This is a genomic window from Shinella sp. S4-D37 (assembly GCF_040812195.1).
In the GTDB taxonomy this organism is placed as follows: Bacteria; Pseudomonadota; Alphaproteobacteria; order Rhizobiales; family Rhizobiaceae; genus Shinella.
Genome location: NZ_JBFNXL010000002.1, coordinates 371,550 through 386,573, shown reverse-complemented (window position 1 = coordinate 386,573; position 15,024 = coordinate 371,550). Strand labels below are relative to the sequence as shown.

General features: G+C 61.4%; 16 protein-coding genes and 1 pseudogene. 7 read left to right on the top strand and 10 right to left on the bottom strand.

What is annotated here, in order from left to right:
* The first annotated feature begins 36 nt into the window (after positions 1 to 36).
* From AB3G45_RS03860 to AB3G45_RS03850, 3 genes and pseudogenes are all read left to right on the top strand, one after another.
* On the top strand, positions 37 to 1,551 hold the full coding sequence (locus AB3G45_RS03860; protein ID WP_367829303.1) for an FAD-dependent oxidoreductase: 1,515 nt from the start codon (positions 37 to 39) through the stop codon (positions 1,549 to 1,551).
* Positions 1,548 to 2,795, top strand: a complete 1,248-nt coding sequence (locus AB3G45_RS03855; RefSeq protein WP_367829302.1) for an MFS transporter — start codon at positions 1,548 to 1,550, stop codon at positions 2,793 to 2,795. Before AB3G45_RS03860 ends, AB3G45_RS03855 begins: the two co-directional genes overlap by 4 nt.
* 189 nt (positions 2,796 to 2,984) lie before the next feature.
* A pseudogene (locus AB3G45_RS03850) lies at positions 2,985 to 3,936 on the top strand (IS110 family transposase).
* 427 nt (positions 3,937 to 4,363) lie between these two features.
* Here the strand turns inward: AB3G45_RS03850 and AB3G45_RS03845 are convergent.
* Entirely contained in the window at positions 4,364 to 4,651 is a 288-nt protein-coding gene (locus tag AB3G45_RS03845) for a hypothetical protein (protein WP_367829301.1), read from the bottom strand.
* A 641-nt stretch (positions 4,652 to 5,292) separates the two neighbouring features.
* Here AB3G45_RS03845 and AB3G45_RS03840 point away from each other — a divergent pair.
* Positions 5,293 to 5,544 (top strand): type II toxin-antitoxin system Phd/YefM family antitoxin, encoded by a 252-nt coding sequence (locus tag AB3G45_RS03840; protein ID WP_064334353.1) that lies wholly within the window; start codon positions 5,293 to 5,295, stop codon positions 5,542 to 5,544.
* On the top strand, positions 5,525 to 5,941 hold the full coding sequence (locus AB3G45_RS03835) for a type II toxin-antitoxin system PemK/MazF family toxin (RefSeq protein WP_367829300.1): 417 nt from the start codon (positions 5,525 to 5,527) through the stop codon (positions 5,939 to 5,941). Before AB3G45_RS03840 ends, AB3G45_RS03835 begins: the two co-directional genes overlap by 20 nt.
* Before the next feature lie 15 nt (positions 5,942 to 5,956).
* On the opposite strand, the gene AB3G45_RS03830 is transcribed toward AB3G45_RS03835, so the two are convergent.
* From AB3G45_RS03830 to AB3G45_RS03820, 3 genes are all read right to left on the bottom strand, one after another.
* Positions 5,957 to 7,357, bottom strand: a complete 1,401-nt coding sequence (locus AB3G45_RS03830; RefSeq protein WP_367829299.1) for a hypothetical protein — start codon at positions 7,355 to 7,357, stop codon at positions 5,957 to 5,959.
* 895 nt (positions 7,358 to 8,252) lie between these two features.
* On the bottom strand, positions 8,253 to 8,582 hold the full coding sequence (locus AB3G45_RS03825) for a single-stranded DNA-binding protein (protein ID WP_367829298.1): 330 nt from the start codon (positions 8,580 to 8,582) through the stop codon (positions 8,253 to 8,255).
* 33 nt (positions 8,583 to 8,615) lie between these two features.
* Positions 8,616 to 9,125: a hypothetical protein gene (locus AB3G45_RS03820; protein WP_367829297.1), complete on the bottom strand. Its 510-nt coding sequence runs from the start codon at positions 9,123 to 9,125 to the stop codon at positions 8,616 to 8,618.
* 52 nt (positions 9,126 to 9,177) lie between these two features.
* Here AB3G45_RS03820 and AB3G45_RS03815 point away from each other — a divergent pair, with 52 nt between their 5' ends.
* Both AB3G45_RS03815 and AB3G45_RS03810 read left to right on the top strand, forming a co-directional pair.
* Entirely contained in the window at positions 9,178 to 9,441 is a 264-nt protein-coding gene (locus AB3G45_RS03815) for a helix-turn-helix domain-containing protein (RefSeq protein ID WP_367829296.1), read from the top strand.
* Positions 9,442 to 9,516: 75 nt separating this feature from the next.
* Positions 9,517 to 9,990, top strand: coding sequence for a hypothetical protein (locus AB3G45_RS03810; RefSeq protein ID WP_367829295.1), 474 nt, complete (start codon positions 9,517 to 9,519; stop codon positions 9,988 to 9,990).
* A 370-nt stretch (positions 9,991 to 10,360) separates the two neighbouring features.
* On the opposite strand, the gene AB3G45_RS03805 is transcribed toward AB3G45_RS03810, so the two are convergent.
* The 6 genes from AB3G45_RS03805 to AB3G45_RS03780 form a co-directional block, all read right to left on the bottom strand.
* Positions 10,361 to 11,155 (bottom strand): SDR family NAD(P)-dependent oxidoreductase, encoded by a 795-nt coding sequence (locus AB3G45_RS03805; protein ID WP_367829294.1) that lies wholly within the window; start codon positions 11,153 to 11,155, stop codon positions 10,361 to 10,363.
* A gap of 123 nt (positions 11,156 to 11,278) precedes the next feature.
* Positions 11,279 to 11,932, bottom strand: coding sequence for an NADPH-dependent F420 reductase (locus AB3G45_RS03800; protein WP_367829293.1), 654 nt, complete (start codon positions 11,930 to 11,932; stop codon positions 11,279 to 11,281).
* A gap of 15 nt (positions 11,933 to 11,947) precedes the next feature.
* Entirely contained in the window at positions 11,948 to 12,886 is a 939-nt protein-coding gene (locus AB3G45_RS03795) for an SDR family oxidoreductase (protein ID WP_367829292.1), read from the bottom strand.
* A 51-nt stretch (positions 12,887 to 12,937) separates the two neighbouring features.
* Complete coding sequence (locus AB3G45_RS03790; RefSeq protein ID WP_367829291.1) at positions 12,938 to 13,573, bottom strand: NADPH-dependent F420 reductase; 636 nt, start codon at positions 13,571 to 13,573, stop codon at positions 12,938 to 12,940.
* 6 nt (positions 13,574 to 13,579) lie between these two features.
* The gene (locus AB3G45_RS03785) at positions 13,580 to 14,182 is read right to left on the bottom strand and encodes an NADPH-dependent F420 reductase (RefSeq protein WP_367829290.1); all 603 of its coding nucleotides are present in this window, start codon (positions 14,180 to 14,182) and stop codon (positions 13,580 to 13,582) included.
* 76 nt (positions 14,183 to 14,258) lie between these two features.
* Complete coding sequence (locus tag AB3G45_RS03780) at positions 14,259 to 14,993, bottom strand: SDR family NAD(P)-dependent oxidoreductase (RefSeq protein WP_367829289.1); 735 nt, start codon at positions 14,991 to 14,993, stop codon at positions 14,259 to 14,261.
* Between the last annotated feature and the right edge of the window lie 31 nt (positions 14,994 to 15,024).

The following is a 15,024-nucleotide window of genomic DNA, read 5'->3' as shown; positions in this document are numbered from 1 at the left end:
TCCTATTATGTGCAATATACACACAAGGAGATAGGAATGACAAATGATTTTGCAGCAGATGTGCTCATCTGCGGCGCGGGCGCGGCTGGTCTGACGCTTGGGATCGAGCTGGCACGGCGCGGCGTGTCCTTCCGGCTGATCGAAAAGATGGCGCAACCTTTCCCCGGCTCGCGCGGCAAAGGCATTCAGCCGAGAACGCAGGAGATTTTTGAGGATCTTGGCATTTTGGACAAGGTCGTCGCAGCCGGCGGCATCTATCCACCTTCGCGTGAATATCACCGCGATGGTAGCTATACGGAAAAGGACACCATCGAGCGCCACGAGCCGACGCCGGCTGAGCCCTATCATATCCCGCTGATGATCCCGCAGTTCCTGACCGAACGGATCATGCGCGACCGTCTGGCCGAGCTCGGGAACCGCGTCGAGTTCGGATGTGAGCTGGTCGGGTTCGAACAGGATGCCGACGGTGTGACGGCACGCACCGTCGGGCCGAACGGTGAGGAAACAGTCGCCGTTCGCTATCTCATCGGCGCCGACGGCGGACGGAGCTTCGTACGAGGTGCGCTTGGTGTGAATTTTCCCGGCAAGACGCTGGGTGTGCGAGCGATCGTCGCCGATGCTGCGTTGACCGGGCTCGACCGCGAGGCGTGGCACCAGTTCAACGATGGCGACATGCAGCGCATGGCCGCCGTCTGCCCGCTTGCCGGAACCGACCTTTTTCAGATCCAGGCCCCAGTTCCGCTGGAGGGGGAGGTTGACCTTTCGGGCGAAGGACTTGTCCGGATGATCGCGGAGCGGACAGGCCGCAGCGACATTCAGGTCCAGGCGGTAAGCTGGGCCTCTGCCTATGCGATGAATGCCCGGCTTGCGGATCGCTATCGCGTCGGCCGGGTGTTTCTGGTCGGCGATGCGGCCCATATCCATCCACCGACCGGCGGCCAGGGCCTGAACACCAGCGTGCAGGACGCCTATAACCTTGGCTGGAAACTTGCTGCCGTACTCCACGGCGCCGAGGATCGCCTGCTCGATAGCTACGAGCAGGAGCGGCGTCCGGTGGCGGAAGCCGTTCTCGGACTTTCGACCCGGCTGCTCGATGCGCAGAAGCAGGGCGGGATGCGCCGCGGGCGTGAGGTGCACCAGCTCGATATCGGCTACCCGGACTCGCCACTCTCCAAGGAATTGCCGAAACGGGTCGATGGTCTGCGGGCCGGCGATCGTGCGCCGGACGCGCCAGTCAGGGGCGCGGCAGGCCAGCCGCTGCGACTGTTCGAACTCTTTCGCGGACCGCATTGGACACTTCTGGTCAATGAAGCCCCGCACGCGAATGTCTCGCCACGTCCAGGACTATATGTCCACCACGTCGGCCGGGGAGGGGACGTCGTCGATGCCTGGGACCATATTCGCAATGCCTACGCCTTGGCAGCGGGGGAGTGCGTGCTGATCCGCCCCGACGGATATCTCGGCGCGATGGTTGATGTGGGCGAGACCGTGAAGCTCGAAATCTACCTCGCTCGCATGGGCCTGGCTCAGCTTGAGAGAGTATCCGAATGACCGGCAAGGAGTCGTCAGAAGATCAGGTCGATGCGCCGCGGAAGCTCGACTGGCGGCTGATGCTGCCGCCATTTGCCGTGATCGGCCTCTATGCGGCCGGCATCGGCGCGGTTCTCCCCGTGCTGCCGTTCTATTTGCGTGAGATGGGAGCAAGCCCGCTTGTCTTCGGCATCGTTCTCGGCACGGAAGCGCTGAGCCAGTTCGCATCCGCGCCTCTGTTGGGCCAGCTTTCCGACCGTTTTGGCCGCAAGCGGGTTCTTCTGGCCAGCCAAAGTCTGGCGATCGTCAGCCTGCTGCTGCTCGCCCTTGCGCAAAGCGTGTTCGTCGTGTTGCTGGCGCGCTTCCTGTTCGGGCTTACAGCCGGCAACTTCTCGGCCGCCGCTGCCTATGCGGCAGATAACAGTTCGCCGTCCACCAGGCGGCAGGCTATCGGGATCGTGAGTGCCGGCGGTGGCCTCGGCGCTATCGTCGGCGCGGGCCTCTCCAGCGTTCTGGCCGATATCTCGCTGACCGCTCCGATCTACATGGCGCTTGCCTTGTCAGCCGCCGGAATCGCCGTAACAGTCCTCGGCCTCAAGCAGGGTCATCTAACGAGGCCTGCGGCCAAGCAGGCGGACCGGGAGAGGATCTCGTTTCGGGCGATAGCCGGCTTGCCGGTGATCCGCGTCCTCATCATCGTCATGCTCTGCCACTTCTTTGCTTACGGGATGTATACTTCGCAGCTTCCGAATTTTCTGCCCGAGCGAGTCGTCTGGAACGGCCAGGCTTTGGGGCCGCGCGAGTTCAGCTATATCATCGCGGCAGACGGCGCCATCAACATCCTCGTCCAGCTGTTCCTGGTCAGATGGCTTGGCCGGTTCTTCTCCGAACGGGGCCTGATCCTACTGATCTTCGCCCTCATGGCGATAGGGTTCACCAGCACTGGCATGGCGGGCACGATTCCAGCGCTTGCCTTTGCTGTCTTCTGCATCAGCACCGGCGATGCCCTTGCCAAGCCGACCTATCTTGCCGCGTTGTCAGTCCACGTACCATCCGATCGACAAGGCGTCGTCATCGGAACGGGACAAGCTCTCGGCGCGATGACAGATGTCGTTTCTCCAGTACTGGCGGGGTTCATTCTCGGAACGGGCTTTCACAGCGTCTGGATCGGAACGGTGGTGGCAATCGCGATCACCGGGGCTGGCGTCGCGGCCACGCGCCTGCCGCGCAACGGCAATCCAGAGACGCCATGGCGTCATCGCTAAAGGCCGGTTTACCGATACATACGTGCAGCGGACAATCTCCATCCAGGCGTGGCGGTAGGAGACCCGGGCCGAAAGCCAAGCCCAGGAAACCGGTGGGGCGGGAAGGGAGTTTGATGGTGTGGAACGGCCCTCCTCAGGCAACTGAGTTTGCCGCATACTCTCGCGAGAGTTCACACAGGGAGCAGTTTCATGGTTGCGATTGCTACGATTGGTCTCGATTTGGCAAAATCGGTATTTCAGGTCCACGCCGTCGATGCCGCAGGAAATATTGTGACGCGTCGAGCAATCCGCCGATCTCAACTTTTAGACTTCTTTGAACGAACTCCTCCTTGCCTGGTCGGGATGGAGGCCTGCGCCAGCGCTCACTACTGGACGCGCGAGTTCGGCAAACTCGGCCACCGGGTCCGCATCATGCCCGCCTCCTACGTCAAGGCTTACGTGAAGAGGAACAAAACCGATGCCGCGGACGCCGAAGCCATCTGCGAGGCTGTCACACGACCGACGATGCGGTTTGTGCCGGTGAAGTCGGATGTCGAGCAATCCGTCAACATGATGCTCAAGGCTCGTGATCTCCTTACCAGGCAGCGTACTCAGACGGTCAATGCGCTACGCTCTCATCTCGTCGAGATGGGTATCGTGGCTGGTGCAAGATTTAAAGCAAGCGCCAAGCTCATCGAGATAGTGCGCGACGATACCGATCATCGACTGCCACCGATCGCCCGCTTTGCATTGATTGAGATCGCGGACCAGATCGAGCGCCTGACAGAGAAAATCATGAAGCTGGAAAACGTGATCGTTTCGTCCGTTCGAGAGGATGACGTCTCTCGACGCCTGACCAGCATTCCAGGCGTCGGCCCGATTACTGCAGCAGCGGTGAGGGCGCTCGTACCGGATCCAGCTGGGTTCGATATCGAAGCGGGGCAATCCTCAACTGCGAAGTCTCTTCATGGTGGGCGCCATGGCGATCCTCAGAATGTCAAAATACGGAGCGACTATGCAGCCTTGGGTCGCCAGCCTTCTGAAGCGGAGGCCCTTCAAGGTCGTCGCTGTGGCCATGGCCAACAAGACAGCCCGTATCATCTGGGCTTTGATGACCAAAGACGGATGTTACGAACCGACATCGAGAGTGTCGCACGCGTGATATTTTTACGGAACTCCGGGGCGATAGCGCCGGAATGAGAGGCAAGGTGCAGCTGAAGTGATGAACCAAGGGGCGAATTCCAATGCAGATCAGACCATTCCCCTCTTTGCGCGTTCGAGCGCGTGTGTTTGATTGGGCGATCCAGCATTACGGAAATCATCATGGCCAGCGGTCGCATGCCCGCGCTGATAGGCCGGACATACGACCGCACCGCCCGACTTGGAAAATTACAGCAGCAGCGTCTTGCTAAACGGGCCGTTCCACATACGAGGGGTGGGGCTTTGGGGCACCCCTCGTCCTGTTCAGCGCCGCTCGACGCGGCGAGGAACAGGCACCCGACCAAGCGCCTCGCCGGCCCGCACTATCGCGGGGTCTCAGTGTCCCAACCGTCATGGGGAGACGGCCGGAGCCGCCTCCAGGTCTCCCATCAATCGTCGTCGTCGCCGTAAAACGGCTCATGGCCGATGCGCCAGCTCCCGTCGGACCACATGGACGGGACATAGGGGTCATTCCCGAATTCGTAGGCGATAACGACCTTGCCGCCCTCATAGAAGATTCCGAATTCGATCTTGTTCTCAATCAAATGCAACAGCGCTGCGGAGATGAATTCAGGCGTGGCTCTGGTCGGGAGGTGGACTTCGGCGTCCCACGCGGCGCGTTTCGGGTCGCGATCGTCGATGAATTCGGCGGAGTCGTTGTTTTCGACCTGCGCCATGAAAAATCTCCTTGCTGCTCGGTGTGGTCGATGCGGCGCCGGATAGCGTCTTTGTAGGCCTTGCTATAGCCTTGGGCCTTAAAACGGGCGACCTCTGCGGCAACCGCCTTCGTAAAATCCGTGTCGTCCATTGCAGTGAGGCCACCGCGTTCCATTTCAGCCCTTTCCATAAGCCTTCCCTCCGGGGGTTTTATATCGATCTGGCATTTGCCTGAAGGGGAAGCCCCCTCGGGCGAAGCCTCCCCGATCAGAGGGGGGAGGGCGAAAGCCCGCCCCATGGCGGCGGTCGTTCGGGTCAAGGGGTCGTGACGGGGAAAAAACGGAAGGTTCGGCGCGCAGCGGTGAAAGCCGTTTTTTTTTGCCGACGCGACAAGCGGCTTGCCGCGCCTGCCCCTTGATACGAACGCCCGACGATGTCAGGGGCGAAACAAACGATGCGGCCCAACAACGGGCCTCATTGCCGGGGGCTAGCCGCCGCCCGGACAAGCGATCGTTACCGGGATCGGCGGAGACGGCCGCAGGCTGGCTCCGTGCTCGCATAGAGCGCGGCCGACCGGAACGGGCGGTGGTCCCACCAACTATGTCATTGCATATTCCGCATGAAATACGTATATTAGGTACATTCAGAATCGAGGCCGACAATGAAGCAGTTCACCTTTTCCGACATGAATCGGGCATCCGGGGAAATCCTCGAAGCCGCCCTTATCGAGCCCGTCGCGCTCACCAAGCGCGGCAAGCAGAAGCTGGTGATCCTGACGGCCGACGCCTATCAGCGCCTGAAGGGCGAGACACATGCCAAGGCGTATCGCTTGGAAGACGCGCCCGACGAGATCCACAATGAGCTGATGACTGGCATCGACGCAATCCTCGACGATGCAGGCCGCGATGTTTGAGCGGGGGCAGGTCGTCCGTTTCCATTATCTGTGGGCGCGGCAAGCAAGCGCGGGCGAGGAATCCGGCCGCAAAGCGCGTCCGGTCTGCATTGTCGTGCGCTCGCCCGGAAATCCGGGTGCGGTCTATCTCTTCCCGATCACGTCGCAGGAGCCGCAGAGCGAGCGCATCTCCCTTTCTCTTTCCGAAATGGAATGCCGCCGTGTGGGCTTGTCCTTTCCCTGTTGGATTATCCTCGATGAGTACAATCGTGTGGAGCTCGACAAGGCGTTCGACTTCGACGCGACCAAGCCTATCGGGAGCGTAAGCGCGGCTTTCCTGGAAAAGATCGCGGCCGTCATCAAGCAAGCTTCCGCCAGCCGCCGGGTCAAGGGCGTCAACCGATCACAGGGGGAATGACATGGCAATGACCGATCACGAACGCGCCGCGTTCGAACGTCTGCTGAAAATCGCGCGAACGTCTTCTTCGCGGTCGGCGGATTCGATCTGGCGGACCTGTTCGGCGTCGATCAGGCGATTGCCGCCGATATGGGAACGGTGTTCATCTGCCTCGGCCGCCAATCCCAGGCGTTCTACCCCAAAGACTATCGAACGGAGATCGAAGCCCTTATCGAGTCTTGGCGGCCCGAGATCTGGGCCGCAAGCCAAGTCTGACCGGCATGACGGGCGGGAAGGGTGTTTGATGGGGTGGGGCTTCGGGGTACCCCTCGTCCTGGCCCGCGCCGCTCGATGCGGCAATGGCCAGGCTCGTGGGAGAGGTAGCCGCCGATTACAGCCTTGCAACCATGCACGTGAGGGGCGCTTTACGCGCCCCCGGCTCCGTCCTGAAGCTGCTTGACGACGCGCTGCCGCCCATCGGCCGTTTTCGTTCAAATGACGCTGCCAAGCGCCGTGCGTGGGCGACCAACGGAAGCCGTTGGATTTCAGGAGCCGGCGCGTCTCGTCATCGGGCTTACCGGGAAAGACAAGCTCAATGCGCGCCGCGTCGGTGTTCTCGATGATCTCGATTTCGCCGAGGCTGGTTTCCACCGTCGTTTCGACATCCCCGCGCTCCTGCAACCGCTCCAGCGAAGCGAGGCGGTCTTGCAGGCGGCGAATTTCAGCGCGATCAAGCGTCGTGTCGAATTTCAGGGGCGAGCCGTAGGCTTCCGCGTGCTGCAAGGCACGGCCGATGACATGGGCTTCAATATCGGTCTGCTCCACCACGGCGCGAACGATCTCCGCCATTTCGGCTTTCCTTGTGCGCATCGTACGGATGATCCGGTTCGCGGTCTTCGCCTGCTCGCAGTCGTTTTCCAACCCGGCGATCTTTTTCCTGATCTTCTCCAGCGCCTCCGGATCATTCGAGCGGATTGCCTCGCCCTCGGCGCCGTAGGGAAAGGCACGCCGCTTTGCAGCTTTACGGGCCTTCCTGTCGTGTTCGCGGATTTCGGCGCTGCGCGCATCGGCCGACCGCTGGCGCTTTTCGTTTCTCGCGACCGGGAAGTTTGCCGCGCCGGTGACGAACCAGCTCATGCAACGGCTCTCGGCCGCCCAGAATGCGCGGGTGATTGCCACATGCTGCATGGCGAAAGCCTGCTTTTCCTCCGTGACATTGAAGCCGACGTCGACGCTCTCCTGCGCGGCGAGCTGGTCGACATAATCCCCGAAGCGATTGATGCGGATGGCCAGATCGGACAGTTCGAGCGCGGCCCGCCGCTCCGGGAAATGGCTCAAGGCATCAAAGCTGCTGATAATGCTGCCGGCGGTGATGCTGGCTGCATAGCTGCCGACCGTCACGACAAGGGTATTGTTTTCAACGACTGCAATAGTCATGCCCGTTTTCCTTTTCGGTTTCGCCGGGGGCGAAGCCTTCTTCCTTCGCGCCGAAGGACGTGCCCACACGTCCTCGGGACGAAGGGAGGGGGCGAAGACCGCTCCCGGCAGGGCGGCGATCCGGTCATGGGTCGGCCGGGGGGGAAATCGGAAGGTTCGGCGCGCAGCGGTGAAAGCCGATTTTTTCGCCGGGCGACAGCGCCTTTGGCGCGCCAGCCCATTGGCCAGATCGGCGGCATGTCGTACGAGCGGCAGGGAACGAGCGGCCCGTCACCGGGCCTCAATGCTGGGGGCGCAGCTCCCTCCCGGACAAGCGATCCGTCACCGGGATCGGCGGAGACGGCCGCAGGCTGGCTCCGTGCTGGCATAGAGCGCGGCCGACCGGGACGGGCGGTGGCCCCACCAGGCTATCGAAGAAGATCACCATCATGAAAAAACGCCCGTTCCCCACGAGGCTCCGGGAAACCCTACGGCGCTCCTATGACGATCACGACTGAATGTGCACATGGTTATTCTGGCACCAAAAGCGATGCCGTTACAAGATAGGGACTTGGCGGGTGTGCTGCGCGGCCGTTGCCTGACGACGATTGATCAGGCACCTATTCGGTCGTTTCCTCGTAGGTGCCTTGCTCTTTCAGAAAATCCTCGAAGGGGTCGCCGAGAGAACTGCGTTCGATTTCCGTGCTCAAGTCACGCCGCTCATCCGTTATTCTTCCAGCTTTAATGCGGGCAGAGGTGAAGCCTTGTCGGCAACATATTCCAAGGATCGATCATTGCCGTACATGTACCAAACTTGGTACGTCTACACAAAGGGTCTCAAGAGAGACGCATATCGCTGGCGGGGCAGGGGCCACCGGCCGGAGCGGTCGATGGCCCTCGATCCGATCAAACGTGTCTAGGAATGATCGTGCACCCGGCTTTTTGAAACCAGGTTGAAGAGCTGCGCGATGACGTCGGTCGTGTAAACCTGCTCCCCGTCGCGCTCGTAGCTGGAATTCGATATCCGGGATTCGACATAGACAAGGTCGCCTTGCCCGACGTTGCGTTCGATCCACTCGGCCTGCTTCTTGTCGAGGATCGTCACCTGGACCCAGTCGGTCGCGTTTTTCCGATCCCCATCCGCCAGCCATTCGCGATTGGTCGCGATGTTCACTTTCAGCACATTTTTGAGCGGTATCATATTGCCAACATGGCCAAGAAGAGTGTGACGATTGACAGTTCGCATGGATTTAAACCTTCCTTAAGTGCTCGAAACCGTTTATTTGTGCAACTCGAACCAATGCCGCTCGGTTTGGCCAGAGGTGTCATTCTTGATGTCGAAATAGTAAGGCTCTGACCTGAGCGGTCGGGACATGGAGACCGTTTGTATGCAGCTTCGCTGCCGATCAGAGTTATAGAGACCGTGCGTATTGCCCTGGCAAACGTTGACTGTCTTAACGCACAAGTCGCCGTTCCTGGCGAAGCCGCTGCGGTCCCTGCTGCTCCCGACCTGATAGCCCTCCGGGCATTGCGCATACCTCTCGTAGCCCGGCGCTCCCGTGCCACCTTCGGGGCAGGTCGGCCAGTCGAAGCCCGGCTTCTTCATCGCGGAGATCAGCCGGTTCATCGGCGGATGGCAGGCGGGCACGCCCCTCCAGGATGGGTTGGAAGACGAAGCGCAAAGCAGGACTTCGCAGCCCCACTCGCTTGCGAAAGCCGGAGAGGGAAACACGGCGGACGTCAGAAGCATTCCGACGATGATGTTGACGGGTGTGGCTTTGGCAGACATCGGCAACTTTCTCATCCAACACACTAATTCGTAAATTATAGTTTATCCGACGATGGCGAGCAAGCGTAAGAAGCCTGACACTGATCTTGGCACGATGATCCTGCGAAACATGGCGATGGTCATGGAGCGCGAGCGGGAGAAGCGTGAGTTGACGAAAAAAGAGATGGCGCGTCTCTGCGAGATCACCAGTCCCTTTTATTTCGCTATTCTCAATGCGACAGCCAATCCGTCTCTCCAGGTCATCACGCGGATCAGCACGAATTTGAAGGTTCCGCTGCAAGAGCTGATGATGGGCATTAAATCCAGCGACGGCTGAGTTTCACGGCCGCGCGGCTAAACCGATCCGACACTGCTGTTGCGGATTCCATAAATTATAATTTATCATTATCCCATGCGCTTCGCACCGGACATGGCGTTCGGGCCAAAAGGGATGACAATCTTGAAATACCCGCTGATTTCGGCGCTGCTCCTGACGGCGTCCGCGGCATGGGCTGCGGACAATCCGATGTGGCGTAGCGGCTTCACCTGGTCCTGCACGTTTTCGACGGTCATTCGATGCGAGCGGGCGACCGATTGCGCATCGAGCGGGGAGGCGGGCACGATCGCGGTGACCTATCGAGAGAACCAGCTGGTCGACGCGGAAGGGAAGGCCCATTCGATCAAGCGTCATTATGTTCAGACCGTCGCCGGCAGTCCCATCGGGAGCGAGGTGAAGATCGAGCTCGACACGAACGAGATGATCTGGCTTTCACCGGCTGATGCGGCCGGAACATTTTCGGACAACTGGATCGGAGCGATGCTTTCGCCGAAAGCCGGCGTGATCGTGCAGGAGCTTCGTCCGCTGATCTGCAAGCCGATGAAATAGATCGCGGTGGCCTCCAATGGCTATCGTCTGAAGTAACGCCTATTGTCCTTGAGCCACCACGGATACCGTGGTCGCGCAACGCATGATCCTCGCCCGCTTTGGCGGCCGCCTTCCGGCAGGCCGCCACTTTGGTCCTGTTCCCGCTACGAAAGAGTTCGGGAAATTTGCGACAAGCGAAGGCCGCAGTGGGTGGGAAACGGACTGACAGGTTTCGGGCGGCTACTTGGGGAAAGCTGCCATTCATATGGCCAAAGAACTTCGGCTGAAAGCCACTCCGCCAAAGCCAAGCTGACGAGGTAGGTTTCCACCGGCGGCTATCCCTCGTTCCAGCGCAGAAGTTCGTCTCAAATATCTCGCCCTACGGAAACAGTCAGGCAATCGAGCGCAATACACCGCCGTCCACACGCAAGGCTGCGCCGGTCGTCGCCGAAGCTTGTTCTGAAGCGACATAGACCACCATGTTCGCCACTTCTTCTGTAGTTGCGAAACGCTGGATCAGCGTGGTCGGGCGCATCGTTTTCAGAAAGCCCTGCTCGGCCTGCGCGGGCGTGATGCCTTGGCCGTGCGCAACCGATTTCATCCAGTTGGACAGGATTTCCGAATCGGTCGGACCGGGTAACACCGCATTGACGGTGACGCCGCTTCCGGCAACGAGTTCGGCCAACCCGCGCGATACGGCGAGCACCGCGGTCTTGGTCACTCCGTAGTCGATCATTTCCTTCGGGATGTTCAACGCCGATTCGCTACTGATGAACACCACGCGTCCCCAGCCGCGTGCCGTCATCTTCGGTAGGTAGTGACGCGCCAGGCGCACGCCGCTGAGCACGTTGAGGTGGAACAGGTCGAGCCATTCCTCATCGGTTTGATCGAAGAAGTTGTTCGGGCGCGCGGTGCCGGCGTTGTTGATCAGGACGTCGGCATCGGGCGCTTGCGCTATCAGCGCGGCGCAGCCTTCCGGCATGGCGACATCGGCAGCAACGCCATGCAGTTCTGCCTGCGGCAACAGCGCGCGCAATTCGCGCAGCGCCATGTCCACGCGTTCCTGCGTGCGGCCATTGACTACGACCGACGCACCAGCGCGTGCCAGTCCTTCGGCAATCGCTCGGCCAATCCCGGCGGTAGAGCCGGTCACGATGGCTTTGCGGCCTTTGAGTTGGATGTGCATGTGATTCTACTCCGGTGGATGGCGGCCCAAGTGGCTGCGTTCGCGGCTTCGGCTCCCGCTAGGCGGGCGAGGTGTTCGACCCAGTCTTTGTGATCGGCGCCCCGCGCGATGTGTATCGTCGACTCAGCCGATATCGACGTTCATGGCGAAGTCCCAGGTGCCGGCGCCGTTTTTGGCAAGGCCGATCATCATCAGGCCGAGCGCCTCGAGCGTCTGGGCCATGTGCAGGCCGCCGACATCCAACAGACGCAGCCCGAGACTTTCTAGGAAAGTCGAGACGCGCGCCTTCGCTGCTGCATCGTCAGCTGCGATGAACGCGTCGAAGGGGCCACCCTTGGCAAGTACGTGACCGAAGATCGTGTTGAACGCCTTCACGACATGCGCGCCAGCGGGGAGGCCCTTGGCAGTCTCCTGTGCGCCGGAACTGCCGGAGGGAGTGACAAGGCCTGAAAGGTCGGGGGCAACCGGATTGGCGATGTCGATAACAACCTTGCCGTCGAGCGCGTCCCCAAAGTCGGCCACCGCGGCTGCCGCGCCGGAGTAAGGCACAGCGAGGATCACGATGTCACCTTTCGGCGCGGCGCCGTATGTCCCTGTGGTCGCGCCGGACCCGAGCTTGTCGGCCAGCGCCTGCGCCTTGGCGGGGTCGCGGGTGATCACCTCGACGGTATGCCCGGCCTTGGCGATACGGCCGGCGATCGCCGTGGCCATGTTCCCTGCGCCGATGATGCTGATAGTGCTCATGTTCAGTCTCCTAAAAATTGCAATGCTGTTCACGATTTCTACGCAGGGTCAGCCGGTCGGGAAGTAATGGCCGTTGTCGAGATCCGCGATCAGACCCGGCTGAGACGGCTCCCAACCAAGGGTGTGGCGGGTGATGAGATTGGATGCCGGGAGGTCCAGCGTGACCAAATTCGCGAGGAACCCGAAGTATCCCGGCAGCATCAGGACGTCTGCGGGAATGGGCACCGCGGGTAGCTTGAGACGACTGCCAATGGCCTCGGCGATCTCGCGGAACGGGATGCCTTCGTCGCCGACCGCGTGCCAATTTCTGCCGGCCGTGCTCTTCTCCAGAGCCAGACGGAATAAAGAGGCAAGATCGCGGGCGTGCACGGCTGGCCACAGGTTTGCGCCGGCTCCGGGGAAGCCGACGACACCCTTCTCCTTCGCGAGCCCGATCAGCAGCGGGAGGAAGCCGGTATTGTCGGTCGTGCTGTGCATGATGGGGGGAATTCGCACAATCGAGGACCGTACGCCCTTCTCGGCCAGGCCGATTGCCGCAGTCTCGACGATATTACGAACCCGCAACTTGCCCTTGTATCCGCCGCCGGGAAGAGCCGGGTCGGCCTCAGTCGCCGGTCGGCCCAGGCCTTCCCAACCGGGCGAGCCAATGCTCCCCGACACGACCAGCGGCTTTCCGGTTCCTGCCAAGGCCTCGCCGTAGGCGAGCATGATCTGGACCTCTGCGGCAGCCACGGCATCGATGCCGCCGGAGGGAAGCAGATCCTGCCGGTGCGCGACGTGAATGACACCGTCGGAGTCTGCGGCCGCCACCTTGAGCCCGTCGAGGTCGGAAATATCCCCGCGACGCACCTTTGCGCCGAGCGCGGACACCGCCGCCTCAGACGCTTCTGACCGGGCCAAGCCGGTGACCTCGTGTCCGGCGACGATGAGATCTCGGATGATGTACGGACCGATATGGCCGGTCCCGCCAGTAACTAAAACGCGCATGTTTCTGCTCCTTAAAAGTGTTTCGATGCGAGAGGTGGACGCAGCGGTGGCTCAGCCGAGAAGGCTGACGCCGATTGAGAAGTTGGTGTGCTTGACGGAGTGGGTCATGAGGCCTAGCCACAACATGCAGGCGTGCTCCAGCGTCCGCGCCATGGTCAGCTGCCCGGCATCCATCGGGCGCAGTCCGAGGCTCTCGATGAACGCCGAGACGCGTGCTTTCGCCCGTGCCCCGTCCCCGGCAATGAACACGTCCAATGGGCGGCCCCCGACTGGGCCGGCAGCCAGGATGTGGGAGGGCAGGGCGTTGAACGCCTTGACGATATCCGCATTGGCAGGGGCGGCATTGGCGATCTCCTGCGCCCCGAAACTGTCCTCAGGGGTCAAGAACTCCGTGAAGTCGGAGTTGATGGGGTTGGTGATGTCGATGAGGAGCTTGCCTGCCAGTCCTTCGCCGTACTGCTTCACCACGTCGAGAACGGCTGAGTAGGGAACCGCCAGGATGACGATGTCCCCGGCCGGGGCGACACCGAATGTTCCTGTCGTTGCGCCGGCTCCGACTTGCTCGGCCAGCGCCCGCGCCTTCGCGGGGTTGCGACTCATCACCTCGACGGTGTGTCCGACCTTGGCGGCAAGGCCGCCGATCGCTGCGGCCATGCCGCCTGATCCGATGATGCTGATAGTGCTCATGACGATTCATCCGTCGAACTTGACCAGATCCTTAAAGATCAGTTGACCCCAGCTATTTCCGCGCGCCTGGACTAGCAGCCCACCTTCCGAAAGCCCGCCAAGCCTGATCGGCGCGAAACCGAGATTTTCCGCGAGCGCACCAATCTCCGCTGCGGCGCCGTCATCGTCGCTCGCCAGGAACACGACTCTCCTGCCACCATGTACGGCCGGGTCCTGGTCAAGGACCGCGGCGACCAAATGGTTGAAGCCCTTGACCAGACTTGCACCAGAGAAGGCCTGCGCGACGAACTTGGAAGAAGGCTGTCCTCCCAGATCCTCAGGGGGCACGCCGTAGGCATTGGTCACATCGATGATGGTCTTCCCCTGCCAGGTGGGCAGCGCCTTCGCGACATCCGGGTGCGACTCGAAACGAACAGCCAAAAAGATGATGTCCGCCTTGACCGCTTCCGCCAATTTTTTGGGAATGATCGTGGGTCCGATCGCGGCCGCTGCGGATGCAAAGCTTTCCGGGTCGCGCGTGGTTGCAACGGATACTTCGATGCCGTTGCGGGCAAATGCCTTGGCCAGAGCCTGGCCGATATTGCCGAAGCCGATAATTGCATAGCTCATATATATTCTCCTTGGGTTTATCACGCCCTACGGCGCTCCGAACAATCGAATGGAGCGCCCGGCCGTGCGTAGCGCGTTAGATTTGCGCTAGGCCGCCGTCGACGGCGACCTCGCTGGCGGTCATGAAGCTGCTGTCCGACGACGCGAGGAAGGCGGCCACCGCTCCGATCTCCGCCGGATCGGCCATGCGCTGGAGCGGAGTCATCGAGGCGAAGGCTTTCTGGCCCTCCTCGCCCAGCGCTTCCTTCGCGAGTTCGGTCGCCGTCGCCCCCGGCGACAGCACGTTTACCCGGATGCCGGTGCCCTTCAGGTCCTCCGCCCAGGTCCGCGCGAGGTTGCGCACTGCCGCCTTGCTCGCGCTGTAGGCGCTGAACGCCGGGGCACCCGTGGTGCCGGCGCTCGATCCGGTCAGGATGATCGAACCGCCTTGGCCCATCAGCGGCAGGGCCTTCTGGACCGTGAAGATCGTACCCTTCACATTGGTGTCGAAGGTTTCGTCAATGTGCTCGGCGGTGATCTTACCGAGCGCAAGCGGGCTTCCCGCCCCGGCATTGGCGAAGACGATGTCGAGGGTTCCGCGCTCAGCCTTCACCGCCGCGTAGAGTCGGTCGAGGTCGGCCAGATCGGAGACCGAGCCCTTCACCGCGCGGGTATTGGGCCCGAGGTCGGCCACAGCAGCGTCAAGCGCTTCCTGCCGGCGACCGAAGATGAAGACGAAGGCGCCCTCCTCGATGAAGCGCTTTGCAGCGGCGAGCCCGATTCCGGTAGCCCCACCCGTGATGACTGCAACCTTACCCTCAAGCTTTCCCATGACTTCTCCTTTCGTGGTGTCGGGACAGCAT

What these genes read in the sequence shown, in the direction of transcription:
- AB3G45_RS03860 (WP_367829303.1), top strand. Translation starts at nt 37, where the DNA reads ATGACAAATGATTTTGCAGCAGATGTGCTCATCTGCGGCGCGGGCGCG.
- AB3G45_RS03855 (WP_367829302.1), top strand. Translation starts at nt 1,548, where the DNA reads ATGACCGGCAAGGAGTCGTCAGAAGATCAGGTCGATGCGCCGCGGAAG.
- AB3G45_RS03845 (WP_367829301.1), bottom strand. Translation starts at nt 4,651, where the DNA reads ATGGCGCAGGTCGAAAACAACGACTCCGCCGAATTCATCGACGATCGC.
- AB3G45_RS03840 (WP_064334353.1), top strand. Translation starts at nt 5,293, where the DNA reads ATGAAGCAGTTCACCTTTTCCGACATGAATCGGGCATCCGGGGAAATC.
- AB3G45_RS03835 (WP_367829300.1), top strand. Translation starts at nt 5,525, where the DNA reads ATGCAGGCCGCGATGTTTGAGCGGGGGCAGGTCGTCCGTTTCCATTAT.
- AB3G45_RS03830 (WP_367829299.1), bottom strand. Translation starts at nt 7,357, where the DNA reads ATGACTATTGCAGTCGTTGAAAACAATACCCTTGTCGTGACGGTCGGC.
- AB3G45_RS03825 (WP_367829298.1), bottom strand. Translation starts at nt 8,582, where the DNA reads ATGCGAACTGTCAATCGTCACACTCTTCTTGGCCATGTTGGCAATATG.
- AB3G45_RS03820 (WP_367829297.1), bottom strand. Translation starts at nt 9,125, where the DNA reads ATGTCTGCCAAAGCCACACCCGTCAACATCATCGTCGGAATGCTTCTG.
- AB3G45_RS03815 (WP_367829296.1), top strand. Translation starts at nt 9,178, where the DNA reads ATGGCGAGCAAGCGTAAGAAGCCTGACACTGATCTTGGCACGATGATC.
- AB3G45_RS03810 (WP_367829295.1), top strand. Translation starts at nt 9,517, where the DNA reads ATGCGCTTCGCACCGGACATGGCGTTCGGGCCAAAAGGGATGACAATC.
- AB3G45_RS03805 (WP_367829294.1), bottom strand. Translation starts at nt 11,155, where the DNA reads ATGCACATCCAACTCAAAGGCCGCAAAGCCATCGTGACCGGCTCTACC.
- AB3G45_RS03795 (WP_367829292.1), bottom strand. Translation starts at nt 12,886, where the DNA reads ATGCGCGTTTTAGTTACTGGCGGGACCGGCCATATCGGTCCGTACATC.
- AB3G45_RS03790 (WP_367829291.1), bottom strand. Translation starts at nt 13,573, where the DNA reads ATGAGCACTATCAGCATCATCGGATCAGGCGGCATGGCCGCAGCGATC.
- AB3G45_RS03785 (WP_367829290.1), bottom strand. Translation starts at nt 14,182, where the DNA reads ATGAGCTATGCAATTATCGGCTTCGGCAATATCGGCCAGGCTCTGGCC.
- AB3G45_RS03780 (WP_367829289.1), bottom strand. Translation starts at nt 14,993, where the DNA reads ATGGGAAAGCTTGAGGGTAAGGTTGCAGTCATCACGGGTGGGGCTACC.